The sequence below is a fragment of the Caballeronia sp. Lep1P3 genome, from assembly GCF_022879595.1.
GTDB lineage: Bacteria > Pseudomonadota > Gammaproteobacteria > Burkholderiales > Burkholderiaceae > Caballeronia.
Map to the genome: position 1 here is coordinate 188,429 of NZ_CP084266.1, position 20,035 is coordinate 208,463.

The window sequence follows — 20,035 nt, forward strand, 5'->3', positions numbered from 1 at the left end:
GATTACGGATTCGCGCCGGTCGCGACGGGGCGGCCCGGATCGGCGCTCCATTCGCTCCACGAGCCGGGATAGAGCGCTGCGCCGTGCAGCCCGGCGATTTCCATCGCGAGTGCGTTGTGGCATGCGGTCACGCCCGATCCGCACTGCAGCACGACGTGATCCGCGGGCGTCGCGCCGATCAGCGAGCCGAACGTTTCGCGTAGTTCGTGCGCGGTCTTGAAGCGGCCTTCCGGCGACAGATTGTTCTTGAAGAAGTGATTGAGGGCGCCGGGAATGTGGCCGCCGACGGGATCGAGCGTTTCGTTCTCGCCGCGATAGCGGTCGGCGGCGCGCGCATCGATCAGCAGATGCTCGCGCGTGCCGATGCTGCGCGCGATCGCTTGCGCATCGATCGTGACCTGCAGCGGCTGGCCGGCCTTGAACGTGCCCTGCGTCGTCGGCGGCACGGCGGTGTCGAGCGGCTGGCCCGATGCTTCCCACGCCTGCAGGCCGCCATCGAGCAGCGCGACGGAATCGTGCCCGAGCCAGCGCAGGAGCCACCAGAGACGCGCGGCGTACATGCCGCCTTGCGCGTCATACGCGACGACCTGCTGGCCCTCGTTCAGCCCCAGTCCCGCGAGCTTTGCGACGAGCGCCGCGCGCTCCGGCAACGGATGCCGGCCATTCGTGCCCGTTTTCGTGCCGGAGAGGTCGCGGTCGAGATGCAGATAATGCGCGCCGGGAATGTGGCCCGCGGCATACGCGGCTTCGCCTGCATCGGGCGCGGCGAGATCGAAGCGGCAATCGAAGACGAGCACGCTGCCGGGCGCGGCGGCGAGCCGTTCGGCGAGATTGCCCGCCGAAATGAGCGTGGTGTAGTGAGTGTGCGGCATGACGGCTCCTGATGGTCTTCGGCGTGCGTGGCGTGGAACTGCGTCGATACTTAAGTGTAAACAAGAAAACGGGCCCGAAAGCCCGTCTCTTGTGATGGTTGAACAGCGTTCAGATGGTGCCGAGCTGATGCCGCAGGAACTCGTGGAAGTGTTGCATGCCCGATTCCATCGGACTCTGATACGGCCCGACCTGGTTCTCGCCGCGCGACATCAGCGCGCGCCGGCCCGCGTCCATGCGCTCGCCGATTTCGTCGTCCTCGCGCGCGGTTTCCAGATACGCGGCGCGTTCCGCCTCGATGAACTCGCGTTCGAAGAGCGCGATTTCCTCGGGGTAATAGAACTCGACGATGTTCGTGGTCTTCTGCGTGCCGCGCGGAATGAGCCAGGACACGACCAGCACATGCGGATACCACTCGATCATGAGGCCGGGGTAATACACCATCCAGATGGCGCCGAAGTCCGGCGGCGCGCCATTACGGAAACGCAGGACCTGATCGTGCCATTTCCGGTAGGTCGGGCTGCCGGGCTTCTCCAGATTCTTGTGAACGCCGACCGTCTGCACGCTGTACCAGTCGCCGAATTCCCACTCGAGGTTGTCGCACGAGACGAAACTGCCGAGGCCCGGATGGAACGGCGCGACGTGGTAATCCTCCAGATAGACCTCGATAAAGGTCTTCCAGTTGTAATTGCACTCGTGCACTTCGACGTGATCGAACATGAAGCCCGAGAAGTCGAAGTGACGCGCCGTGCCGAGTTTGGCGAGATCGGCCGCGACGTTGCGGCCTTCGGCCTCGAAGAGCAGGCCTTGCCAGTTCTGCAGCGGCGTGGCGCCGAGATTCAGGCACGGTTTGTCGGCGAAATGCGGCGCGCCGAGCAATTGCCCATTGAGATCGTAGGTCCAGCGATGCAGCGGGCAGACGATGTTCTCCGCGCTGCCACGCCCGTTCAGCATGATTGCCTGACGGTGACGGCACACGTTCGAGAGCAGTTCGATTTGATTCTGCTGATTGCGAACGAGCACGCGCCCTTCGCCCTCGCCCGGAAGCGCGAAATAGTTCCCCGCTTCGGGGACCATGAGTTCGTGCCCGATATAGCGTGGACCCTGCTTGAAAAGTATGTCGAGTTCGCGCGTAAGAAGCGCTTCGTCAAAGTAAGCCGTGACTGGCAGTTGGCTATGTACTGCTTTCAACTGCAATGCATTGCTCAGATTGGACATTCCCACTCCCGATGAAGACGTGAAAGCAGTGAACAACCCAACCATCGAAGATTCGATTTAGGGAGCCCGCGATTATACCGAAATCCGCCACGCCGGGGCGCATAAGGTCTTGATTTGGGTATAAATTGTCGCGAAGGTTCCGCTTAATGCGGGTTTGTGTGACGCCGCGCAAGTCCGATTGCGGCGTGCGTGCGCGTTTGCGGCGTTGCGCGACGCTTGCATTTGGGAACGCGCGGGGTGCGGGTCGAAAATTTGGCTTTTGCCGTAGAATGTGCGACTTGGTTCCAATTTTCAACTGCACATCCACGATTCATGGCGAAGACCGCAGCAGAGGCATCGGGCGAAGAAGCCGGCGCGCACGCGCCGGGCGCGGACGCCGCGTCGCTTCCGGAGAATTACGAAGCGGCGCTGGCCGAACTCGAATCGCTCGTGGCGCGCATGGAAGAAGGCGCGCTGAGTCTCGAGGAATCGCTTGCAGCGTACCGCCGAGGCGCGGCGCTTGTGGGCTTTTGCCAACAACAGCTCGAAAAAGTCGAGCAGCAGGTTCGCGTGCTCGACGGCGAGACGCTCAAGCCGCTGCCCGCCGAGGTCCAGCGCGCCGCCCAGGGTGCCGGAGCAACGAACGACAACGGGGACGACGACCTATGACCTTCGACCAATGGATGCGCGCCACGCTCGACCGCGTCGAAACCGCGCTCGAGCATTATCTGCCGGCCACGGACGTCGCGCCCGCGCGCCTGCACGAAGCCATGCGCTACGCGGTGCTCGGCGGCGGCAAGCGCGTGCGCCCGCTGCTGGTGCACGCGGCGGGCGAACTGACCGGCGCGGCCACGCAAGCGGTCGAAGCGGCGAGCGTCGCGCTCGAAATGATTCACGTCTATTCGCTCGTGCACGACGACATGCCCGCAATGGACGACGACGCCCTGCGCCGCGGCAAGCCCACGGTACACATCCAATATGACGAAGCGACGGCACTGCTCGTCGGCGACGCGCTGCAATCGCAGGCGTTCATCGCGCTGACGGCCGAAGGCAACGGCCTCACCGACAGCCAGCAGGCCGCGCTCGTGCGCGAACTGGCGGTCGCGAGCGGCTCGGTGGGCATGGCGGGCGGGCAGGCCATCGACCTCGAAAGCGTCGGGCGCAAGCTGTCGCGGCCCGAACTCGAGACGATGCATCGCAAAAAGACGGGCGCACTGCTGCGCGCGTCCGTGCGCATGGGTGCGCTCGCGGGCGAGCGGCCCGGCGCCGACGCGCTCGCCGCGCTGGACAAGTACGCTGCCGCCATCGGCCTCGCGTTTCAGGTCGTGGACGATATTCTCGATGTCACCGCCGACTCGGCCACGCTCGGCAAAACCGCCGGCAAGGACGCGCAGCACGACAAACCGACTTACGTGTCCGTCATCGGACTGGACGCGTCGCGCGAACTCGCCGCCCAACTCGGGCGCGACGCGCACGCCGCTATTGAGCCGTTCGGCCCGCGCGCCCAGCGCCTCGCCGAACTCGCCGACCTGGTCGTGAACCGGGCGCATTGATTGTTGAACGCGTGACGGACCCCACGGCGCAACATTCGCGCTGAACGAATCACGCCAGTTTTCCTAAAATGGGACGACGATGTACGACTTGCTGAAAACCATCGACGATCCGGCCGATTTGCGTGCCCTCGATCGACGCCAACTGCATCCGCTTGCCGACGAACTGCGGGCCTACGTGCTCGACAGCGTGTCGCAGACGGGCGGCCATCTGTCGTCCAATCTGGGCACGGTCGAACTGACGATCGCGCTGCATTACGTCTTCGATACGCCGCTCGACCGCATCGTCTGGGACGTCGGCCATCAGACGTATCCGCACAAGATTCTGACCGGCCGCCGCGAGCAGATGCCGACGCTGCGTCAGTTGAACGGCATTTCCGGCTTTCCGCGCCGCAGCGAATCCGAATACGACACCTTCGGCACCGCGCATTCGAGCACGTCCATTTCGGCGGCGCTCGGCATGGCCGTCGCGAACAAGCTGCAGGGCGACAACCGTTATTCGATCGCCGTGATCGGCGACGGCGCGATGACTGCGGGCATGGCCTTCGAGGCGATGAACAACGCGGGCGTCGCGGACGACCTGCCGCTGCTCGTCATTCTGAACGACAACGACATGTCGATTTCGCCGCCGGTCGGCGCGCTGAATCGTCATCTCGCGCGTCTGATGTCCGGCCGCTTCTATGCCGCCGCGCGCGCGGGCGTCGAACGCGTGCTGCGCGCCGCGCCGCCGGTGCTCGATCTCGCGCGCAAGCTGGAAGAGCACGCGAAGGGCATGATCGTGCCGGCCACGCTTTTCGAAGAGTTCGGCTTCAATTACATCGGACCGATCGACGGCCACGACCTCGATTCGCTGATTCCGACGCTGCAGAACATCAAGGAACTGCGTGGCCCGCAATTTCTGCACGTCGTGACGAAGAAAGGCCAAGGTTACAAGCTCGCCGAAGCCGACCCGGTGCTGTATCACGGTCCCGGCAAGTTCAATCCGGCCGAGGGCATCAAGCCGTCGAGCGCGCCGTCGAAGAAGACGTACACGCAGGTGTTCGGCGAGTGGCTCTGCGACGCCGCCGCGCAGGATTCGCGTGTGGTCGGCATTACGCCGGCCATGCGTGAAGGCTCCGGCATGGTCGAATTCGAAAAGCGCTTCCCGGACCGTTATTTCGACGTCGGCATCGCCGAGCAGCACGCCGTCACGTTCGCGGGCGGGCTGGCCGCGGACGGCATGAAGCCGGTGGTCGCCATCTATTCGACGTTCCTACAACGCGCCTACGATCAGTTGATTCACGATGTCGCGCTGCAAAACCTGCCGGTGGTGTTCGCCATCGACCGCGCGGGTCTCGTCGGCGCTGACGGCGCGACGCACGCGGGCAACTACGACCTCGCGTTTTTACGCTGCATTCCGAACATGACGGTGATGGCCGCATCCGACGAAAACGAATGCCGCCAGATGCTTTACACCGCGCTCCAGCAGCCGAACCCGACCGCCGTGCGCTATCCGCGCGGCGCGGGCACGGGCGTCGCCACGGTCAAGCAGATGACCGCGATTCCGCTCGGCAAGGGCGAAATCCGGCGCGAATCGTCGCAGAAAATGGGTTCGGGCAAGCGCATCGCCGTTTGCGCGTTCGGCACGATGGTCGCGCCGTCGCTCGCCGCCGCCGAGGAACTCGACCTGACCGTCGCGAACATGCGCTTCGTGAAGCCGATCGACGCCGAGTTGCTGCGCGAACTCGCCGCGACGCACGACGCGATCGTGACCGTCGAGGAAGGCGCGATCATGGGCGGCGCGGGTTCGGCTTGCGTCGAGGCGCTGCTCGCGAGCGGCGTCGTCAAGCCGGTGCTGCAACTGGGCTTGCCGGATGTTTTCATCGATCACGGCGATCCCGCCAAGCTGCTTGCGAGCGTCGGCTTGGATGCCGTGGGCATCGCGCGTTCGATTCGCGAGCGTTTCCTTTCCGCCGTCGAAAGCGCGGGCAAGCTGGAAAAGCGCGTCGCCTGACGCGAGAATCGGCCGCGGGCGCTCGGGGCGCGCCGTTCATCGGAAGCTGGCCGGCAGTCTGTTTTGCATGCGGCGCGGGCAATGTCCCGCGCCGCGTGCGTTTCACCGTTTAGCGCCGCGCCGTCGCTGCGTCGGCATAAAAGGACATAACAAATGAACCAGATGAATCCCGCCTTCGTGATGCCCGATGTCCAGAGCACGCCCGACACGCGCCAGATCGCGATTCAGCGCGTCGGCGTGAAGGGCGTGCGGCATCCGTTGTCGGTGCGTACGGAAAGCGGCGTGCAGCCGAGCGTCGGCGTGTGGGACCTCGACGTGCATCTGCCCGCCGAGCAGAAAGGCACGCACATGTCGCGTTTCGTCGCGCTGCTGGAAGAGCATCGCGCGCCGCTCGATCAGGCCGCGCTCCGCGCCATGCTCGCCGATATGCTCACGAAGCTCGAGGCGCATTCCGGCCGTATCGAAGTGAGCCTGCCGTACTTCGTGATGAAGACCGCGCCGGTTTCAGGCGTGCAGAGCCTGCTGGATTACGAGGCGACGTTCATCGCCGAAAAGCGCGACGGCGAAACGCGCATGTCGCTCAAAGTGCTGGTGCCGGTGACGAGCCTGTGCCCGTGCTCCAAGAAGATTTCGCAATACGGCGCGCACAATCAGCGCTCGCATGTGACGATCACGGCGCAATTGGCCGATGACGTCGCGGTGGAGGAACTGGTGCGTATCGCGGAAGAAGAGGCGTCGTGCGAACTGTGGGGCCTGCTCAAGCGGCCGGACGAGAAGTTCGTGACGGAGCGCGCGTATGAGAACCCGAAGTTCGTCGAAGACCTCGTGCGCGATATCGCGACGCGGCTGAACGCGGACGATTGCATCGTTGCGTATGTGCTCGAAGCGGAGAATTTCGAGTCGATTCACAATCACAGCGCGTATGCGGTGATCGAGCGCGACAAGCGCTGATTTTCGCGCAGCGAGCGTTGCTTTGCGAAAAGCCGGTCCCAGCGACCGGCTTTTTCATGCGCGCTCGGGCCGCGCGCGCTTAAACTGCTTCTCCGACACACTCAGTCACAGGAGCGCGCATCGTGATCCTCATCGGCCAATACGATTCCCCGTTCGTGCGGCGCGTCGCCATCGCGATGAAGCTCTACGGCATGGACTACGAGCATCGTCCGTGGTCCGTGTTCAGCGATGCCGACAAGATCGCGCCGTTCAATCCGCTGATTCGCGTGCCTACGCTCGTGCTCGATTCAGGCGACGCGCTGATCGAAAGCGCGATGATTCTCGACTATCTCGACGAAGAAGCCGGCCCCGAGCGCGCGATGATCGCGTCGGCGGGCCGCGCGCGACGCGAGGCGCTCAAGGTCTGCGCGCTCGCGACGGGTCTCGCGGACAAGGCCGTCGCGCTCGTCTACGAACGCGTGCTGCACAAGGAGAAATCGCAGGCGTGGATCGATCGCTGCGCGGGACAGGTCGAGCGCGTCCTGGGCGTGCTGGAGGCAGACCGCGCGTCGCGCCCGACGCCGTACTGGTTCGGCGATGCCATCGGCCATGCGGATGTCGCTGTCGCGTGCGCACTGCGCTTCACGCGCGAAGCGCATCCGCAGATGTTCGCCGCGACGCGCTGGCCGACGCTGATCGCCCACGCGGACCGCTGCGAAGCGCTGCCCGCGTTCACCGCGATCGTTCAGCCGTTCAATCCGCCGAAATAAAAACGCTCACGCGCGCGCGAGCGAAGTCAGGTCCCAGCGCGGCTTGACGGTGAACGCGTAATCGCGCACGGCCTGATCGGGCCAGCGCGTGAGACGCAGCGCGCCCGCGAGCGCGATCATCGCGCCGTTGTCCGTGCAGAGCGACAAATCCGGATAGTGCACATCGAAGCGCCGCTTTCGGGCCGCCGCCGACAGCGCTTCCCGCAACTGCCGGTTCGCGCCGACGCCGCCCGCGACGACGAGCCGCTTCAGGCCCGTCTTCTTGAGCGCGGCGAGCGACTTGGCGACGAGCACATCGACGGCGGCATCGACGAAACCGCGCGCCAGGTCCGCCTTCCCCTGTTCGCAGACGTTCGCGCCGAGCTTGCGGCTCTGCGTGAGCACGGCGGTTTTCAGGCCGCTGAAGCTGAAATCGAGATCGCCGGAATGCAGCATCGGACGCGGCAGCGCGACCGCGCCCGGCGTGCCGAATTCCGCCAGCCGCGACACTTCCGGGCCGCCCGGATAGCCGAGCCCCAGCAGTTTCGCGGTCTTGTCGAAGGCTTCGCCGGCGGCATCGTCGAGCGTTTCGCCGAGGGTTTCGTAGACGCCCACGTCCGTCACGCGCATAAGCTGCGTATGCCCGCCCGACACGAGGAGCGCGACGAACGGAAAGGGCGGCGGCGCATCGACGAGCAGCGGCGAAAGCAAATGCCCTTCGAGATGATGGATGCCGACCGTCGGCTTGTCCCACGCCATCGCGAGCGCATTCGCGATGCTCGCGCCGACGAGCAGCGCGCCCGCGAGCCCCGGCCCCTGCGTGAACGCGATGGCGTCGATGTCGGCGCGCGCGACTTTCGCCTCGTTCATCACCTGTTCGAGCAGCGGCAGCGCGCGGCGGATGTGATCGCGCGACGCCAGTTCCGGCACGACGCCGCCGTACTCGCGATGCATCGCGATTTGCGAATGCAGCGCGTGCGCGAGCAGGCCGCGCGCGGTGTCGTAGAGCGCGAGGCCGGTTTCGTCGCAGGAGCTTTCGATGCCGAGAACGAGCATGATCGGGACTTCGGAGGGGAACGGGAAAGTATATCAGCGGGTGCCAGTTACAATGCGCGGCATGGAATCCTTCGATATCGCCGTCATCGGCGCGGGCGCGGCCGGCATGATGTGCGCGGCTGTCGCGGCCCAGGCGGGCCGGCGCGTCGTGCTGATCGACCACGCCGAGCGTCTCGCCGAAAAAATCCGCATCTCGGGCGGCGGCCGCTGCAACTTCACGAATATCAACGCGCAACCCGCGAACTTTTTGTCCGCGAATCCGCATTTTTGCCGCTCCGCGCTCGCGCGCTACACGCCGCGCGATTTTCTCGCGCTGCTCAGCCAATATCGCGTGAAATGGCACGAAAAGCACAAAGGCCAGCTTTTTTGCGACGATTCGAGCGAGACGATCATCGACCTTCTGCGCAGCGAATGCGACGCGGGCGGCGTCGCGTGGCGGCGTCCGGCGAGCGTTCACGCGATCCGTCACGACGGCGCGCGCTTCACGCTCGACACGACTGCGGGAGCGATCGGCGCGGCGGCGCTCGTCATCGCGACGGGCGGCTTGTCCATTCCGAAGATCGGCGCGACGGATTTCGGTTATCGCGTCGCGAAGCAGTTCGGCCACAGACTCATCGACACGCGCCCGGCGCTCGTGCCGCTCACGTTCACCTCGGCTGACTGGGCGCCGTTCGCCGCGCTGTCGGGCGTTTCGCTGCCGGTCCGCATCGGCACCGGCAAAGGCAAGACGCGCGGCGAATTCGACGAAGACTTGCTGCTGACGCATCGCGGGCTGTCGGGTCCGGGCGTGTTGCAAATTTCGAGTTACTGGAACACGTCCGAGCCGATTCACGTGAATCTGCTTCCCGACGCCGACGCCGACGCGACCGACTTGCTGCTCGACGCGAAAGCCGGATCGAGGAAGCAGATCGGCAATTTCCTCGCCGAGCATGTGCCGGCGCGTCTCGCGCATGCGTGGCTCGAAGCGCAGCGCGTGCCCGCCGATGCGCGCCTCGCCGATCTTCCCGATCGCACGTTGAAGGCGCTCGGCGCGTCGCTGTCCGGCTGGACGCTCACGCCGAGCGGCACGGAAGGCTATCGCAAGGCGGAAGTCACGCGCGGCGGCGTCGATACGCGCGAATTATCGTCGGCGACGATGATGAGCGAGCGCGTCTCCGGACTGTTCTTCGTCGGCGAAGCAGTGGACGTCACCGGCTGGCTCGGCGGCTACAACTTCCAGTGGGCATGGGCGTCCGGCGTGGCGGCGGGAAAAGCCGCGGCCGAATACGCGCGAAGCGCCGCGAAAGTGGCCTGAACAACCGCTCGAAGTCACGCGCCAGCGGGTGTTCCACGGGTCTCGGAACACCGACCCGTTTGCTATACTCGGACGGTCATCGGAGGATTCCAAGCGCGGCTCTCGCGCCGTTCCTTCGCTCTGGCCTGCGTTCAGGCGGCGCGCATCGCATGAAGCTCACGACGACTCGCTAATAGTCCCGCTTGAGGAGGTCAATCCCCAAGCGGGTTTTTGCTTTAACGGCGCGCACGCACGTCGGCCGGACATTTCCATTTCGCAATTGCACCGGGTGAAAGATGAGCCTCAAGGACCAGATCAACGACGACATGAAGACGGCCATGCGCGCGCGCGAAACCGAGCGCCTCGGCACGATTCGCCTGCTGCTCGCGGCGATCAAGCAGCGTGAAGTCGACGATCGCGTCACGCTCGACGACGCTGCCGTCACCGCCGTCGTCGACAAGATGATCAAGCAGCGCAAGGACTCGATCAGCCAGTTCCAGGCTGCGGGCCGCGACGATCTCGTCGCGAAGGAAAATGCGGAGCTCGCCGTGCTGTCCGCGTACATGCCGGAACAGCTTTCCGCCGATGCGATCGCCGCCGAAGTGCAGGCCGCCGTCGCCGCGACGGGCGCCGCAGGCCCGCAGGACATGGGCAAGGTGATGGGCGTGCTCAAGCCGAAGCTCGCGGGCAAGGCCGACATGACCGCCGTTTCCGCGCAGGTGAAAGCCGCGCTCGCCAAGTAATCCACGCCGCGCGCGCATCCGGTGATTCCGCACGCATTTCTGCAGGATTTGCTCAACCGCGTCGATATCGTCGACGTGGTGGGCCGTTACGTCCAGCTCAAGAAGGGCGGGGCGAACTTCATGGGCCTGTGCCCGTTCCATAACGAGAAAAGCCCGTCGTTCACGGTGAGTCCGACCAAGCAGTTCTATCACTGCTTCGGCTGCGGCGCGCACGGCACGGCAATCGGCTTCCTGATGGAGCACACGGGGCTGACGTTTCCCGAAGCCGTGAAGGAACTCGCGCAAGGCGCGGGTCTGACGGTGCCGCAGGAACCGTCCGGTTCGTTCCGTGGCGGCAATGGCGGCGGGCATGGCGGCTACGGCGGCGAGAGCGCGCCGAACAAGGCGGTGAGCGTCGCGCTCACCGAAGTCATGCAGACCGCGTGCGACTTCTATCGCAAGCAACTGCGCGCCGCGCCGAACGCGATCGCGTACCTCAAAAAGCGCGGACTGACGGGCGAAGTCGCCGCGCGCTTCGGCCTCGGCTATGCGCCGGACGGCTGGCAGAATCTCGAAGCCGCGTTTGCCGATTATCGCCACGACAATCTCGTCGAAGCGGGCCTCGTGATCGTCAGCGAAAAGACCGACGCGCAAGGTCAGGCGCGCCGCTACGACCGGTTCCGCGAGCGCGTCATGTTCCCGATCCGCAATGTGAAGGGCAACGTCATCGGCTTTGGCGGACGCGTGCTGGACGGCGGCGAGCCGAAATATCTGAATTCGCCCGAAACGCCTCTGTTCAGCAAGGGCAGCGAACTTTACGGCCTCTTCGAGGCTCGTCTCGCGATTCGCGAAATGGGCTATGCGCTCGTCGTCGAAGGCTATATGGATGTCGTCGCGCTCGCGCAACTCGGCTTTTCCAACGCGGTCGCGACGCTCGGCACAGCCTGCACGCCGGTCCATGTGCAAAAGCTCTTCCGGCAGACCGACACCGTCGTGTTCAGCTTCGACGGCGATTCCGCCGGCCGCCGCGCCGCGCGCCGCGCGCTGGAAGCGGCGCTGCCGCACGCCGCCGACAATCGGACCATCAAGTTCCTCTTTCTCCCTAAGGAACACGATCCGGACAGCTACGTGCGCGAGTTCGGCACGGACGGCTTCGGCGAGCAAGTGGACCGCGCGATGCCGTTGTCGCAATTCCTGCTGAACGAGGTCCTGAACGACAAGGAACTGGAACAACCGGAAGGCCGCGCAAAGGCGCTCTTCGACGCGAAGCCGCTCTTGCAGGCGCTGCCGGCTAATGCGCTGCGGGTGCAGATCCTGCATATGCTTGCGGACCGGCTCGCTACGCCGTTCACGGAAATTGCGGCGCTCTGCGACATCGATTCGCGTGCGGCCGCCGTCGCGCGGGCATCGGTGCCGAAGAGCGAACGCCGCCGCGTGACGGGCCAGGAGCAACGGGCGCTGCGCAATCTCGTGATGTATCCGGGCATCGCGGCGTCGCTGGACGAAGAGAGCGAACGCACGCTCGTGACGATGACCGAGCACGGCGAACTCTTCAGCGAAGTGCTTGGTCACGTACGCGAGCTGGGCGGCGCGGCGGAATTTCAGATGCTATCGGACGTCTTGCGAAACGCAGCAAATGCGCCGACATATGAGGATATCTTCCAGGAAATTCTCGCCTATGATGAAAACGTGCGCGATCTGCTGTTGCGCGATCCCTCCGACGAGGATGCCGCGCAGCGCGTCGAAGAGCAAAAGCGCCTGCTGACGGAGGAACTGCTGGCGACGGTCATCAAGCTGCGGCACGACAGTTATCGGGCGCGGCTGGATCAACTGGCGCGGCAAGCGAGCCTGTCGGCGGAAGAGGTGGCCGAGTTCTCGGACTTGTCGGCGAAAGTCGCGCAGATCAAGGCGGGGCGGGCCGCAAGCCCGGATAGCGAAAGGTGAAATGCTATAATAAAAAGTTCAAGAATCGTTGCCTTTTTTCAACCGTTTGCGCGAGATCGCGGGCGGTCGCGTCGTTCTGAAGGGCAGCGAATCGAAGGGTAAAAGCAGTGAATCGGGCGCGAGTCGCCGGGCGAAGTAAATCGGAAGCAAAGTTGCGAAGGGTTGCAGAAAGGCGCTGACTGGATCGGCTGTCGCGGGCGCGAAAAGCGGTTGAAGCGGTGATATCGCCGCGAAAGCGTGCCGGGGCACATATAACAGGCGGATGGGCACGCCGGCGAACAGACGGGCGCAAGGGAAGCGGCTGCTATTGCGGGTAAGAGCGATTCACGATCGAGCGCATCGCTCGAACCGCGATGGAGCCCGGCAGGGCACGCAGCATGTTGGCTTTTGGCAGCGTGCACATTGGGTATTCACGGTTCCATCGGTTGCCGTCCGGCAACCGCGAGTCGAGACTAGAGCCTGTATGGCGAACTCCATGACGAAAAAGCTGAACGATGTACCCGTCGAAGACGACGCAATGCAAAACGCAGAGCCTGCCGCCGCTCCGACGGCGAAGGTCGAAAAGGCCAAGGCTCGCGACCGCCGCGCCAAGGAGAAGGCGCTGTTGAAAGACGCCTTCGCGTCGAGCGCGCCTGGCACGGTCGAGGAACTCGAGGAGCGCCGCTCGAAGCTGCGCGCGCTCATCAAGCTCGGCAAGGAGCGCGGCTTCCTCACCTATGCCGAAATCAACGATCACCTTCCGGATAACTTCACGGAAACCGAGGCGATCGAAGGCATCATCAGCACGTTCAACGACATGGGCGTGGCGGTGTACGAACAGGCGCCCGACGCCGAGACGCTGCTTCTGAACGACAACGCGCCGAACGCTTCCGCCGACGACGAAGTGGAAGAAGAAGCCGAAGTCGCGCTGTCCACCGTCGATTCCGAATTCGGCCGCACGACCGACCCGGTGCGCATGTACATGCGCGAGATGGGCACGGTCGAGCTGCTGACCCGCGAGGGCGAGATCGAGATCGCCAAGCGCATCGAGGACGGCCTCAAGCACATGGTCATGGCGATTTCCGCCTGCCCGACGACCATCGCCGATATTCTCGCGATGGCCGAGCGCGTGCAAAACGAGGAAACGCGCGTCGATGAACTCGTCGACGGCCTCATCGATCCGAACGCCGAGGACACGGACGGCTTCTCCGAGCAGGAAGCGGAGGCGATCGAATCCGAAGACGAGGAAGCCGACGAGGAAAGCGACGAGGAAGAGGAAGACGACGACGGAGCCGCGCAGGCCAGCGCCAACGCAGCGCAGCTCGAAGCGCTCAAGCGGCAGTCGCTCGAGAAGTTCTCGCTCATCAGCGAATGGTTCGACAAGATGCGCCGCGCCTACGAGAAGGAAGGCTACAAGTCGAAGGCGTATCTGAAGGCGCAGGAGGCCATTCAGACCGAACTCATGTCGATCCGCTTCACGGCGCGCACCGTCGAGCGTCTGTGCGACACGCTGCGCGCCCAGGTCGATGAAGTGCGCCAGGTCGAGCGGCAGATTCTGCATACGGTCGTCGACAAATGCGGCATGCCGCGCGCGGAGTTCATCACGCGCTTTCCGGGCAACGAGACGGACCTCGACTGGGCCGACAAGGTCGTCGCGGAAGGACACGAGTACAGCGCCGTGCTCGAGCGCAACATTCCCGCGATTCGCGAGCAGCAGCAGCGTCTGCTCGACTTGCAGGCGCGTGTAGTCCTGCCCTTGAAGGACCTGAAGGAAACGAACCGCCAGATGGCGGCGGGCGAGTTGAAGGCGCGTCAGGCGAAGCGCGAGATGACGGAGGCGAACCTGCGCCTCGTGATTTCGATTGCAAAGAAGTACACGAACCGCGGCTTGCAGTTCCTCGATCTCATTCAAGAAGGCAACATCGGCCTGATGAAGGCGGTGGACAAGTTCGAATATCGTCGCGGCTACAAGTTCTCGACTTACGCGACGTGGTGGATTCGCCAGGCCATCACGCGTTCGATTGCGGATCAGGCGCGCACCATCCGCATTCCGGTTCACATGATCGAGACGATCAACAAGATGAACCGCATTTCGCGGCAGATCTTGCAGGAAACGGGTCTCGAGCCCGATCCGGCGACGCTTGCCGAGAAAATGGAGATGCCGGAGGACAAGATCCGCAAGATCATGAAGATCGCGAAGGAGCCGATCTCCATGGAAACGCCGATCGGCGACGACGACGATTCTCATCTCGGCGATTTCATCGAAGATACGAACACGGTCGCACCGTCCGACGCCGCGCTGCACGCGAGCATGCGCGATGTCGTGAAGGACGTGCTCGATTCGCTGACGCCGCGCGAGGCGAAGGTGCTGCGGATGCGTTTCGGCATCGAGATGAGCACGGATCACACGCTCGAGGAAGTCGGCAAGCAGTTCGACGTGACGCGCGAGCGCATTCGCCAGATCGAGGCGAAGGCGCTGCGCAAGCTGCGTCATCCGAGCCGTTCGGACAAGCTCAAGTCGTTCCTCGAAGGCAATTGATGCGCGGGCCGGGCTTGTATTGAGAGACGTTGTCAGGCAAACTCGCAGGCCTTCGAGAATCGCCTCGCGCATCGTTCTGAAGTATCGGAAAGCGCCGCACGGCGCTTTCTTTTTGCCCTATGCGCTCAAGGGCCGGAAGCTTAACTGGTATAAGCTGTCGACTCATAATCGACCGATAGTGGGTTCGAGTCCCACCCGGCCCACCAAGTGTTTGTTTTTAAAGTCAAATACTTGGCGTGCTTTCGTCCCTGACAAAAAATCTTCAGGGACGATGCGGGTCATCTAACCCACTCGGCTTTCCTTGTGCTTCACCTCGGCCTGCGTGCGGACGCGTCGTGGCTCGATCCACTTCGTTCGCGCGCTGCGCGTGGTACTCGACGTCGCATCGTCGCCCGTGAGCGCCGTTCCAGCGGCGCCATCTCCCATCCGAGAGGGCAGCGGCAAGAGGCACACTGACGTAGTGCGCGCTTGCGGCCAGTCGGTCGACTTCATCCAGCGCGTTCCCATGTCGATCATTCACCTGCATACCTGAATTACGTCCAGCAACGCGTCGTCTGAACGGTCCCGCGAGGGTAAGGCGCCGGGCACTGTAGCGTTGTGTGCGGCGAACATCCACTCAGCGTCCTAACCTGGTCGCGCCTGTCGCGTTTGCGTCTGCATGGGCGAGACACCTTGCGCATGCAGCGCCGGACGCTCGCGAAGCTGGCGCGGCGCTAGCAACGGGGCTTCGACGAACTGCCGCCGGCATTGGCGCAGCGTTTTGCCGACAGCGTGATGACTCGCGCTGATGGAGCGTTCCAGTCGTCGCTCGAGCGCGCCGGCTTCGCGGTCGACTTCGGGCTCACACGCGAGGCCAACGACGCGCTGCAGGCGACCATCGGCGAGAACGTCGGGTTGATCTGCTCGATCGCGTCAGAACATCTGGCGGATGTCGAGGGCATCGTGATGCGCAACGTGCAGACGGGGCAAACTCTCAACAGCCTGACGGATCAATCGCACGAACGCTACGCGGTCACGCGCGACCGCGCAGCCTTCATCGCCCGCGATCAGAACAGCAAGGCGACGGCGACGGCGACGGTCGTGCGCGTGCGTCAGGAAGGATTCGGCATTATCGAGGCGCTCTGGATGCACAGCCACGTCGGCAAGCATCCGCGAGCGTCGCATGTGGCGACGGACGGCAAGCGCTATCGGATCGCGAAGGGCATGCAGTTGGACGGCGGGTGGACGTGGCCGGGGCGCGAGCCCAACTGCCGATGCGTGAGCCGGTCGGTGATTCCGGGGCTCGAGAGCGGCCAGTCCCCTAAGCAAGATCCTTCAGTAGCCCGGTGAACTATGGACTGCAGCCACGCGCTTGGAACGCGCTCACGCTCGAGTAGCTGATGGCCGGCAAATATGCGCCCATTGTCAGCGGTGCGCCGATGCCGAGCAGCGCGGCGTTCTGAACAGACTGACCGAAAGAGGGGTCGGGCAGCAAGTTCCTCAGCGCGATGAAGCCGTCGTTCGTGTTGCCGTTCCCGTCGCCATTGTCGGACCACTGGATCCAGTTATAACCGCAAGCTGCATTGGCGTTCGAAGGTCGGTCCGCGCTGCGGCTGACCGCGATTACGTAGTTTCCAGCGCTGTCGGTCTTGAGGGTTTGATCGAACAGACAGCCCGCGACCTTCTGCGAGAAGAGTTCATACGAGCATATCGACCAGTAGCGCATATTGCCCGTGCCCATCGTTGCATTGCCTTGGAGAGTCTGTGGAACCGTCGGCAGGCGGCCAGTCAGTACCGCGACGGGACCGAGCGAGCGGCTCAAGCCCGCCGCGAGATAGCCGTTGTCAGGGTTTGAATATCCATTCGCCGACTCGGACAACGATGTTTCATTGCCTGACATGGCGCGCTTCATGCGACCGGATAACGGTCTTATCGCGCAGTTCGTCGCGACGGAACTTGCAGGCGTCGTCAAGCGCCAAGGCGATCAGTGGGTTGCGGCGCAAGGCACGAATGAAAGCACGCTTACGCTCGACCCGGCCTTCCTCGCGGGCCTGAACAAACTTACACATGTCTCGACGGTGCTCTTCCCCTCAGGCGACGCCCGCGTGCGCTTCGAACTACGCGGGGTGCCGACGCCCGGCATCACCGACATGAAGCTCCTCGCCTCCGGCCAGCAGTTGCACTACTTCAACCAGATGGAGCAGTGGGTGCCGTTCGAATGGCCGGGCCAGGCGCTCGATAACACCGCCCAACTGCAGTGGGAAACGGAGCAGGGCGGCTTGCGCTCGACGATGTACGCACAGGGGCGCTTTGCGCTCATCCGATTGCTTGAGCGCGCGAAGGTCGAGCAGCAGGACAACGCGCGCTATGTGCTGTCGTGGACGCCCGATCAGAATGCGGGCGTGCCGCTGTCGGTGCAGCTGCGCGCCGAGGGCGGCGCAGGTCCGCTCGACGTCCTCCAACTGCGGCACTTCGCGCTACCCACGCGCATCTTCATGACGAGCACGCCGAGAGATGCGGCCAAGCAGACATCGGCGAGCCCGCCGCCGCTGCCGCCCGGCGCGATCACCGCGGCGCAGAAAGTCGGCGTGCCTTTGCCGGGAGCCCATTGATGCAGAAGAACGACAAAACAAACAAGCAAGAGCAAGCGCTGCAACACGCCGCCCAGCATGACGCTCAGCACGCCGATCCCGCCCTGCGCTATTACGAAGCTGAGATGCGCTATCTGCGCGAATCGGGGCGCGAGTTCGCGCGCGCGCATCCGGATCGTGCGCGCATGCTCAATCTCGATCGCGTGGGCGACCGCGATCCCTACGTCGAGCGACTGTACGAAGGCTTCGCGTTCCTCACCGGACGCCTGCAGCAGAAGCTCGACGACGAACTGCCGGAACTCACCGAAGGCCTCGTGAGCCTGCTCTGGCCGCATTACTTGCGTATGATTCCGTCGCTCTCGGTGGTCGAGTTGTTGCCGCTCGGCGAGAAGCACCAGCGCACCGAACACGTGCCCGCAGGCGTGGCGATCCGCTCCGCGCCGATCGCGGTGGCCAAGGATTCGGGCGATGGCGCCACCCACAGAACGGTCCAATGCCTCTACCGCACGACGCAGCCAGTCGATCTGCATCCGCTTCGCCTGACGCACGCTGGACCGTCGGTGCGTCACGACGGACGCTCGATCATCCGCCTCGCGTTTGAACTCGACCGTTCCGCGAACCGCAACGAAACCGACCTCTCGCGCCTGCGCCTGCACCTGAGCGCCGACCAGCCGACCGCCTTCGCGATGCATCTTGCGCTCACGCGTCAGGTGCACGCAATCGAATGGCGTATCCCCGAAGTGCGCGATGGTGAGGCGCTGTCGCTCGATGGCGTGCGCATCGTCCCGGCGGGCTTCGCGTCTGAAGAGCGCCTATGGCCGAAGTCGGACGCCGCGTTCTCCGGCTACCAATTGCTGCTCGAATACTTCACGTTCCGCGAGAAGTTCCTGTTCGTCGATGTATGCGGTCTCGACATCCAGAAGCTGCCTGAACGCGCGACGCATTTCGAACTCGAGATTGTCCTCAAGGAAACGTATCCGTCCGACCAGCGCTTTACCAAGGACAACGTGCGGCTCTTCTGCACGCCCGTCATTAATCTGTTCGAGCTGGATGCCGAGCCGATCGTGATCGACCATCACGAGACCGAATACCGCGTGATCCCGGCGGGACATCAGGGCGAGCACGTCGAAACCTATTCCGTCGATGCGGTCGAGGCATTCGATCACGAAACCGCCGAGCGCTACGAATACGTGCCGTTCGCGACGTTCCGTCATCGCGGCGGGATGCTGCGCCACGAAGCGCCCGAGCGTTATTTCCATACGCGCGTGCGACCGGGCATGGACGGGCTGCATGAGACGTGGGTGATCTTCGGCGGCAACGCGTGGGAATCGATGCACGATCTGCCGGAAGAAAGCGTGTCGCTGCACGTGACCGGCACGAACGGCATGTTGCCGCGCAAAGGCTTGCGCGAGGCGCGGCTGAATGAACTGGCGGAAAGCACGCCGAACGTCGGCGGCGTGAGAAACCTTGTCGCGCCGACGTTGCCGCTCTATCCGCCCACGGGCGACCGTTTCCAGTGGCGCGTGCTCTCGCATCTGGCGCCCAACTTCCTGTCGATGCTCAACGCCGAAGTCCTGCGCGGCGCGCTCGCGCTCTACGACTGGACCGGCGATGAACTGAATCGACGGCGGCTGGCGGGCATTCTGCATGTCTCGGAAGAGCTGCTCGAAGAAGTGTCGGGCGGGGCGGTGGAGCGCGGGGTACTGATCGAAGTGACGCTCGATTCGCACGCGTTTTCCGGCGAAGGCGACGTGATGCTGTTCGGCGAGCTGCTGCATCGCTTCTTCGAGCTGTACGCGGAGATCAATCTCTTCACGAAGCTGGCGATCGTGAGCTTGCCGTCGCAGGCGCGCATCGAGTGGCCGCGCAGCAAGACGCATCGGGCGCCGCTATGAAGCCGCGCGACCTTCCGAACCCCGAGCCGCTGGTCGCCGCGCTGCTCGCCCGCGCGCCGCAGATGAACTTCATGCAGCTTTGTCGGTTGCTGGAAGCGGGGCGCCCTGAGCGAGCCGGCTTCGGCGAGCGCGACACGCCGGAGCACGAGCCGGTGCGGTTCCGCTCGCGTGCGCGCATGGGCTTCCCGGCGGGCGAAATCGCGGGCGTCAGCTATGACGACCTCGACGACGACCCTTACGCGACGCCCCAGCCACCCGCCGTGCACACGACCTTCATGGGCTTGTACGGCGTGGACGCGGCCATGCCGAGCCACTATCTCGACGACATCGCGCAGCGCGAGGAAGGCCACGAAGCGGTCGAGGCGTTTCTGGATCAGTTCCATCATCGCTTCGTGACGCTGCTGTATCGCGCGTGGAAGAAGTATCGGTACCCGGAGAGCTTTCGCTACGGCGGTGCGGACGGGCATTCGAAGAACTTGCTGTGTCTGGCCGGCTTCGGCTGGGGCAGCAAGCCCGCGCGCGCCGGTTTGCCCGATTCGCGGATGCTCGCGCTGCTCGGTCTGCTGATTCAGCGCACGCGCACGCCGGAAGGTCTGGCGGGGGTGGTCGCGCTGGGTGCGTCGGGCGTGGGCGTCAAAGTCGATGAATTCTGGCCGGTGCCTATCCAGTGAATACACTGGCGCTCGCACGCACTATCGTTTCCGTTGCGCGGTCGGCCATGAATGGAGTGCAATTGCCAGCACGATCTGGCAGGGCGCATGGTGTAGC

Annotated in this window: 15 protein-coding genes, 1 tRNA gene and 2 pseudogenes; 14 read left to right on the forward strand and 4 right to left on the reverse strand. The window is 64.2% G+C overall.

Annotation, left to right across the window (positions count from 1 at the left end; all coding sequences use genetic code 11):
• Positions 1-2: 2 nt before the first annotated feature.
• On the reverse strand, positions 3-872 hold the full coding sequence (locus LDZ27_RS15350) for a sulfurtransferase (RefSeq protein WP_244816846.1): 870 nt from the start codon (positions 870-872) through the stop codon (positions 3-5).
• Between the two features lie 109 nt (positions 873-981).
• Positions 982-2,088, reverse strand: a complete 1,107-nt coding sequence (locus LDZ27_RS15355) for an aromatic ring-hydroxylating dioxygenase subunit alpha (protein ID WP_244816847.1) — start codon at positions 2,086-2,088, stop codon at positions 982-984.
• A 312-nt stretch (positions 2,089-2,400) separates the two neighbouring features.
• Here LDZ27_RS15355 and LDZ27_RS15360 point away from each other — a divergent pair, with 312 nt between their 5' ends.
• From LDZ27_RS15360 to LDZ27_RS15380, 5 genes are all read left to right on the forward strand, one after another.
• The gene (locus LDZ27_RS15360; protein WP_244816848.1) at positions 2,401-2,736 is read left to right on the forward strand and encodes an exodeoxyribonuclease VII small subunit; all 336 of its coding nucleotides are present in this window, start codon (positions 2,401-2,403) and stop codon (positions 2,734-2,736) included.
• Positions 2,733-3,620 (forward strand): polyprenyl synthetase family protein, encoded by an 888-nt coding sequence (locus tag LDZ27_RS15365; RefSeq protein WP_244816849.1) that lies wholly within the window; start codon positions 2,733-2,735, stop codon positions 3,618-3,620. The genes LDZ27_RS15360 and LDZ27_RS15365 overlap by 4 nt, the downstream gene beginning before the upstream one ends.
• 79 nt (positions 3,621-3,699) lie before the next feature.
• Positions 3,700-5,610 (forward strand): 1-deoxy-D-xylulose-5-phosphate synthase, encoded by a 1,911-nt coding sequence (dxs, locus tag LDZ27_RS15370; RefSeq protein WP_244816850.1) that lies wholly within the window; start codon positions 3,700-3,702, stop codon positions 5,608-5,610.
• A gap of 153 nt (positions 5,611-5,763) precedes the next feature.
• Complete coding sequence (gene folE2, locus LDZ27_RS15375) at positions 5,764-6,561, forward strand: GTP cyclohydrolase FolE2 (protein WP_244816851.1); 798 nt, start codon at positions 5,764-5,766, stop codon at positions 6,559-6,561.
• A 122-nt stretch (positions 6,562-6,683) separates the two neighbouring features.
• The gene (locus LDZ27_RS15380) at positions 6,684-7,310 is read left to right on the forward strand and encodes a glutathione S-transferase family protein (protein WP_244816852.1); all 627 of its coding nucleotides are present in this window, start codon (positions 6,684-6,686) and stop codon (positions 7,308-7,310) included.
• Between the two features lie 6 nt (positions 7,311-7,316).
• Here LDZ27_RS15380 and tsaD read toward each other — a convergent pair whose 3' ends face one another.
• Positions 7,317-8,345: a tRNA (adenosine(37)-N6)-threonylcarbamoyltransferase complex transferase subunit TsaD gene (tsaD, locus tag LDZ27_RS15385; protein ID WP_244816853.1), complete on the reverse strand. Its 1,029-nt coding sequence runs from the start codon at positions 8,343-8,345 to the stop codon at positions 7,317-7,319.
• A 61-nt stretch (positions 8,346-8,406) separates the two neighbouring features.
• Here tsaD and LDZ27_RS15390 point away from each other — a divergent pair, with 61 nt between their 5' ends.
• The 6 genes from LDZ27_RS15390 (at position 8,407) to LDZ27_RS15415 (ending at position 16,131) form a co-directional block, all read left to right on the forward strand.
• Positions 8,407-9,639: an NAD(P)/FAD-dependent oxidoreductase gene (locus tag LDZ27_RS15390; RefSeq protein ID WP_244816854.1), complete on the forward strand. Its 1,233-nt coding sequence runs from the start codon at positions 8,407-8,409 to the stop codon at positions 9,637-9,639.
• A gap of 275 nt (positions 9,640-9,914) precedes the next feature.
• Positions 9,915-10,361, forward strand: a complete 447-nt coding sequence (locus LDZ27_RS15395; RefSeq protein WP_244816855.1) for a GatB/YqeY domain-containing protein — start codon at positions 9,915-9,917, stop codon at positions 10,359-10,361.
• A 21-nt stretch (positions 10,362-10,382) separates the two neighbouring features.
• Entirely contained in the window at positions 10,383-12,284 is a 1,902-nt protein-coding gene (gene dnaG, locus LDZ27_RS15400; protein WP_244816856.1) for a DNA primase, read from the forward strand.
• A 475-nt stretch (positions 12,285-12,759) separates the two neighbouring features.
• Positions 12,760-14,802 carry an RNA polymerase sigma factor RpoD gene (rpoD, locus tag LDZ27_RS15405; protein ID WP_370653429.1) on the forward strand — a complete coding sequence of 681 codons (2,043 nt, stop codon included), beginning with the start codon at positions 12,760-12,762 and terminating at the stop codon, positions 14,800-14,802.
• 129 nt (positions 14,803-14,931) lie between these two features.
• A tRNA-Ile gene (locus tag LDZ27_RS15410) sits at positions 14,932-15,008 on the forward strand.
• Positions 15,009-15,576: 568 nt separating this feature from the next.
• Positions 15,577-16,131, forward strand: a complete 555-nt coding sequence (locus LDZ27_RS15415) for a phage minor head protein (RefSeq protein ID WP_244816858.1) — start codon at positions 15,577-15,579, stop codon at positions 16,129-16,131.
• A gap of 1 nt (position 16,132) precedes the next feature.
• Here the strand turns inward: LDZ27_RS15415 and LDZ27_RS15420 are convergent, their stop codons facing one another.
• A complete protein-coding gene (locus LDZ27_RS15420; RefSeq protein WP_244817325.1) occupies positions 16,133-16,693 on the reverse strand; it encodes a hypothetical protein in 561 nt (186 codons plus the stop codon).
• Here LDZ27_RS15420 and LDZ27_RS15425 point away from each other — a divergent pair.
• The 3 genes and pseudogenes from LDZ27_RS15425 to tssG form a co-directional block, all read left to right on the forward strand.
• Positions 16,629-17,393: pseudogene (locus LDZ27_RS15425) on the forward strand (type VI secretion IcmF C-terminal domain-containing protein); the annotation flags it as partial. The gene LDZ27_RS15420 and the pseudogene LDZ27_RS15425 overlap by 65 nt on opposite strands.
• Before the next feature lie 104 nt (positions 17,394-17,497).
• Positions 17,498-19,267 carry a type VI secretion system baseplate subunit TssF gene (gene tssF / locus LDZ27_RS15430; protein ID WP_244817290.1) on the forward strand — a complete coding sequence of 590 codons (1,770 nt, stop codon included), beginning with the start codon at positions 17,498-17,500 and terminating at the stop codon, positions 19,265-19,267.
• Positions 19,264-19,926, forward strand: a pseudogene (tssG, locus tag LDZ27_RS15435) (type VI secretion system baseplate subunit TssG); the annotation flags it as partial. The gene tssF and the pseudogene tssG, both read left to right, overlap by 4 nt.
• Between the last annotated feature and the right edge of the window lie 109 nt (positions 19,927-20,035).

Coding starts and splice junctions, on each gene's coding strand:
- LDZ27_RS15350 (WP_244816846.1), bottom strand. CDS start 872: ATGCCGCACACTCACTACACCACGCTCATTTCGGCGGGCAATCTCGCC.
- LDZ27_RS15355 (WP_244816847.1), bottom strand. CDS start 2,088: ATGTCCAATCTGAGCAATGCATTGCAGTTGAAAGCAGTACATAGCCAA.
- LDZ27_RS15360 (WP_244816848.1), top strand. CDS start 2,401: ATGGCGAAGACCGCAGCAGAGGCATCGGGCGAAGAAGCCGGCGCGCAC.
- LDZ27_RS15365 (WP_244816849.1), top strand. CDS start 2,733: ATGACCTTCGACCAATGGATGCGCGCCACGCTCGACCGCGTCGAAACC.
- dxs (WP_244816850.1), top strand. CDS start 3,700: ATGTACGACTTGCTGAAAACCATCGACGATCCGGCCGATTTGCGTGCC.
- folE2 (WP_244816851.1), top strand. CDS start 5,764: ATGAACCAGATGAATCCCGCCTTCGTGATGCCCGATGTCCAGAGCACG.
- tsaD (WP_244816853.1), bottom strand. CDS start 8,345: ATGCTCGTTCTCGGCATCGAAAGCTCCTGCGACGAAACCGGCCTCGCG.
- LDZ27_RS15390 (WP_244816854.1), top strand. CDS start 8,407: ATGGAATCCTTCGATATCGCCGTCATCGGCGCGGGCGCGGCCGGCATG.
- LDZ27_RS15395 (WP_244816855.1), top strand. CDS start 9,915: ATGAGCCTCAAGGACCAGATCAACGACGACATGAAGACGGCCATGCGC.
- rpoD (WP_370653429.1), top strand. CDS start 12,760: ATGACGAAAAAGCTGAACGATGTACCCGTCGAAGACGACGCAATGCAA.
- LDZ27_RS15415 (WP_244816858.1), top strand. CDS start 15,577: ATGACTCGCGCTGATGGAGCGTTCCAGTCGTCGCTCGAGCGCGCCGGC.
- LDZ27_RS15420 (WP_244817325.1), bottom strand. CDS start 16,693: ATGAAGCGCGCCATGTCAGGCAATGAAACATCGTTGTCCGAGTCGGCG.
- tssF (WP_244817290.1), top strand. CDS start 17,498: ATGCGCTATCTGCGCGAATCGGGGCGCGAGTTCGCGCGCGCGCATCCG.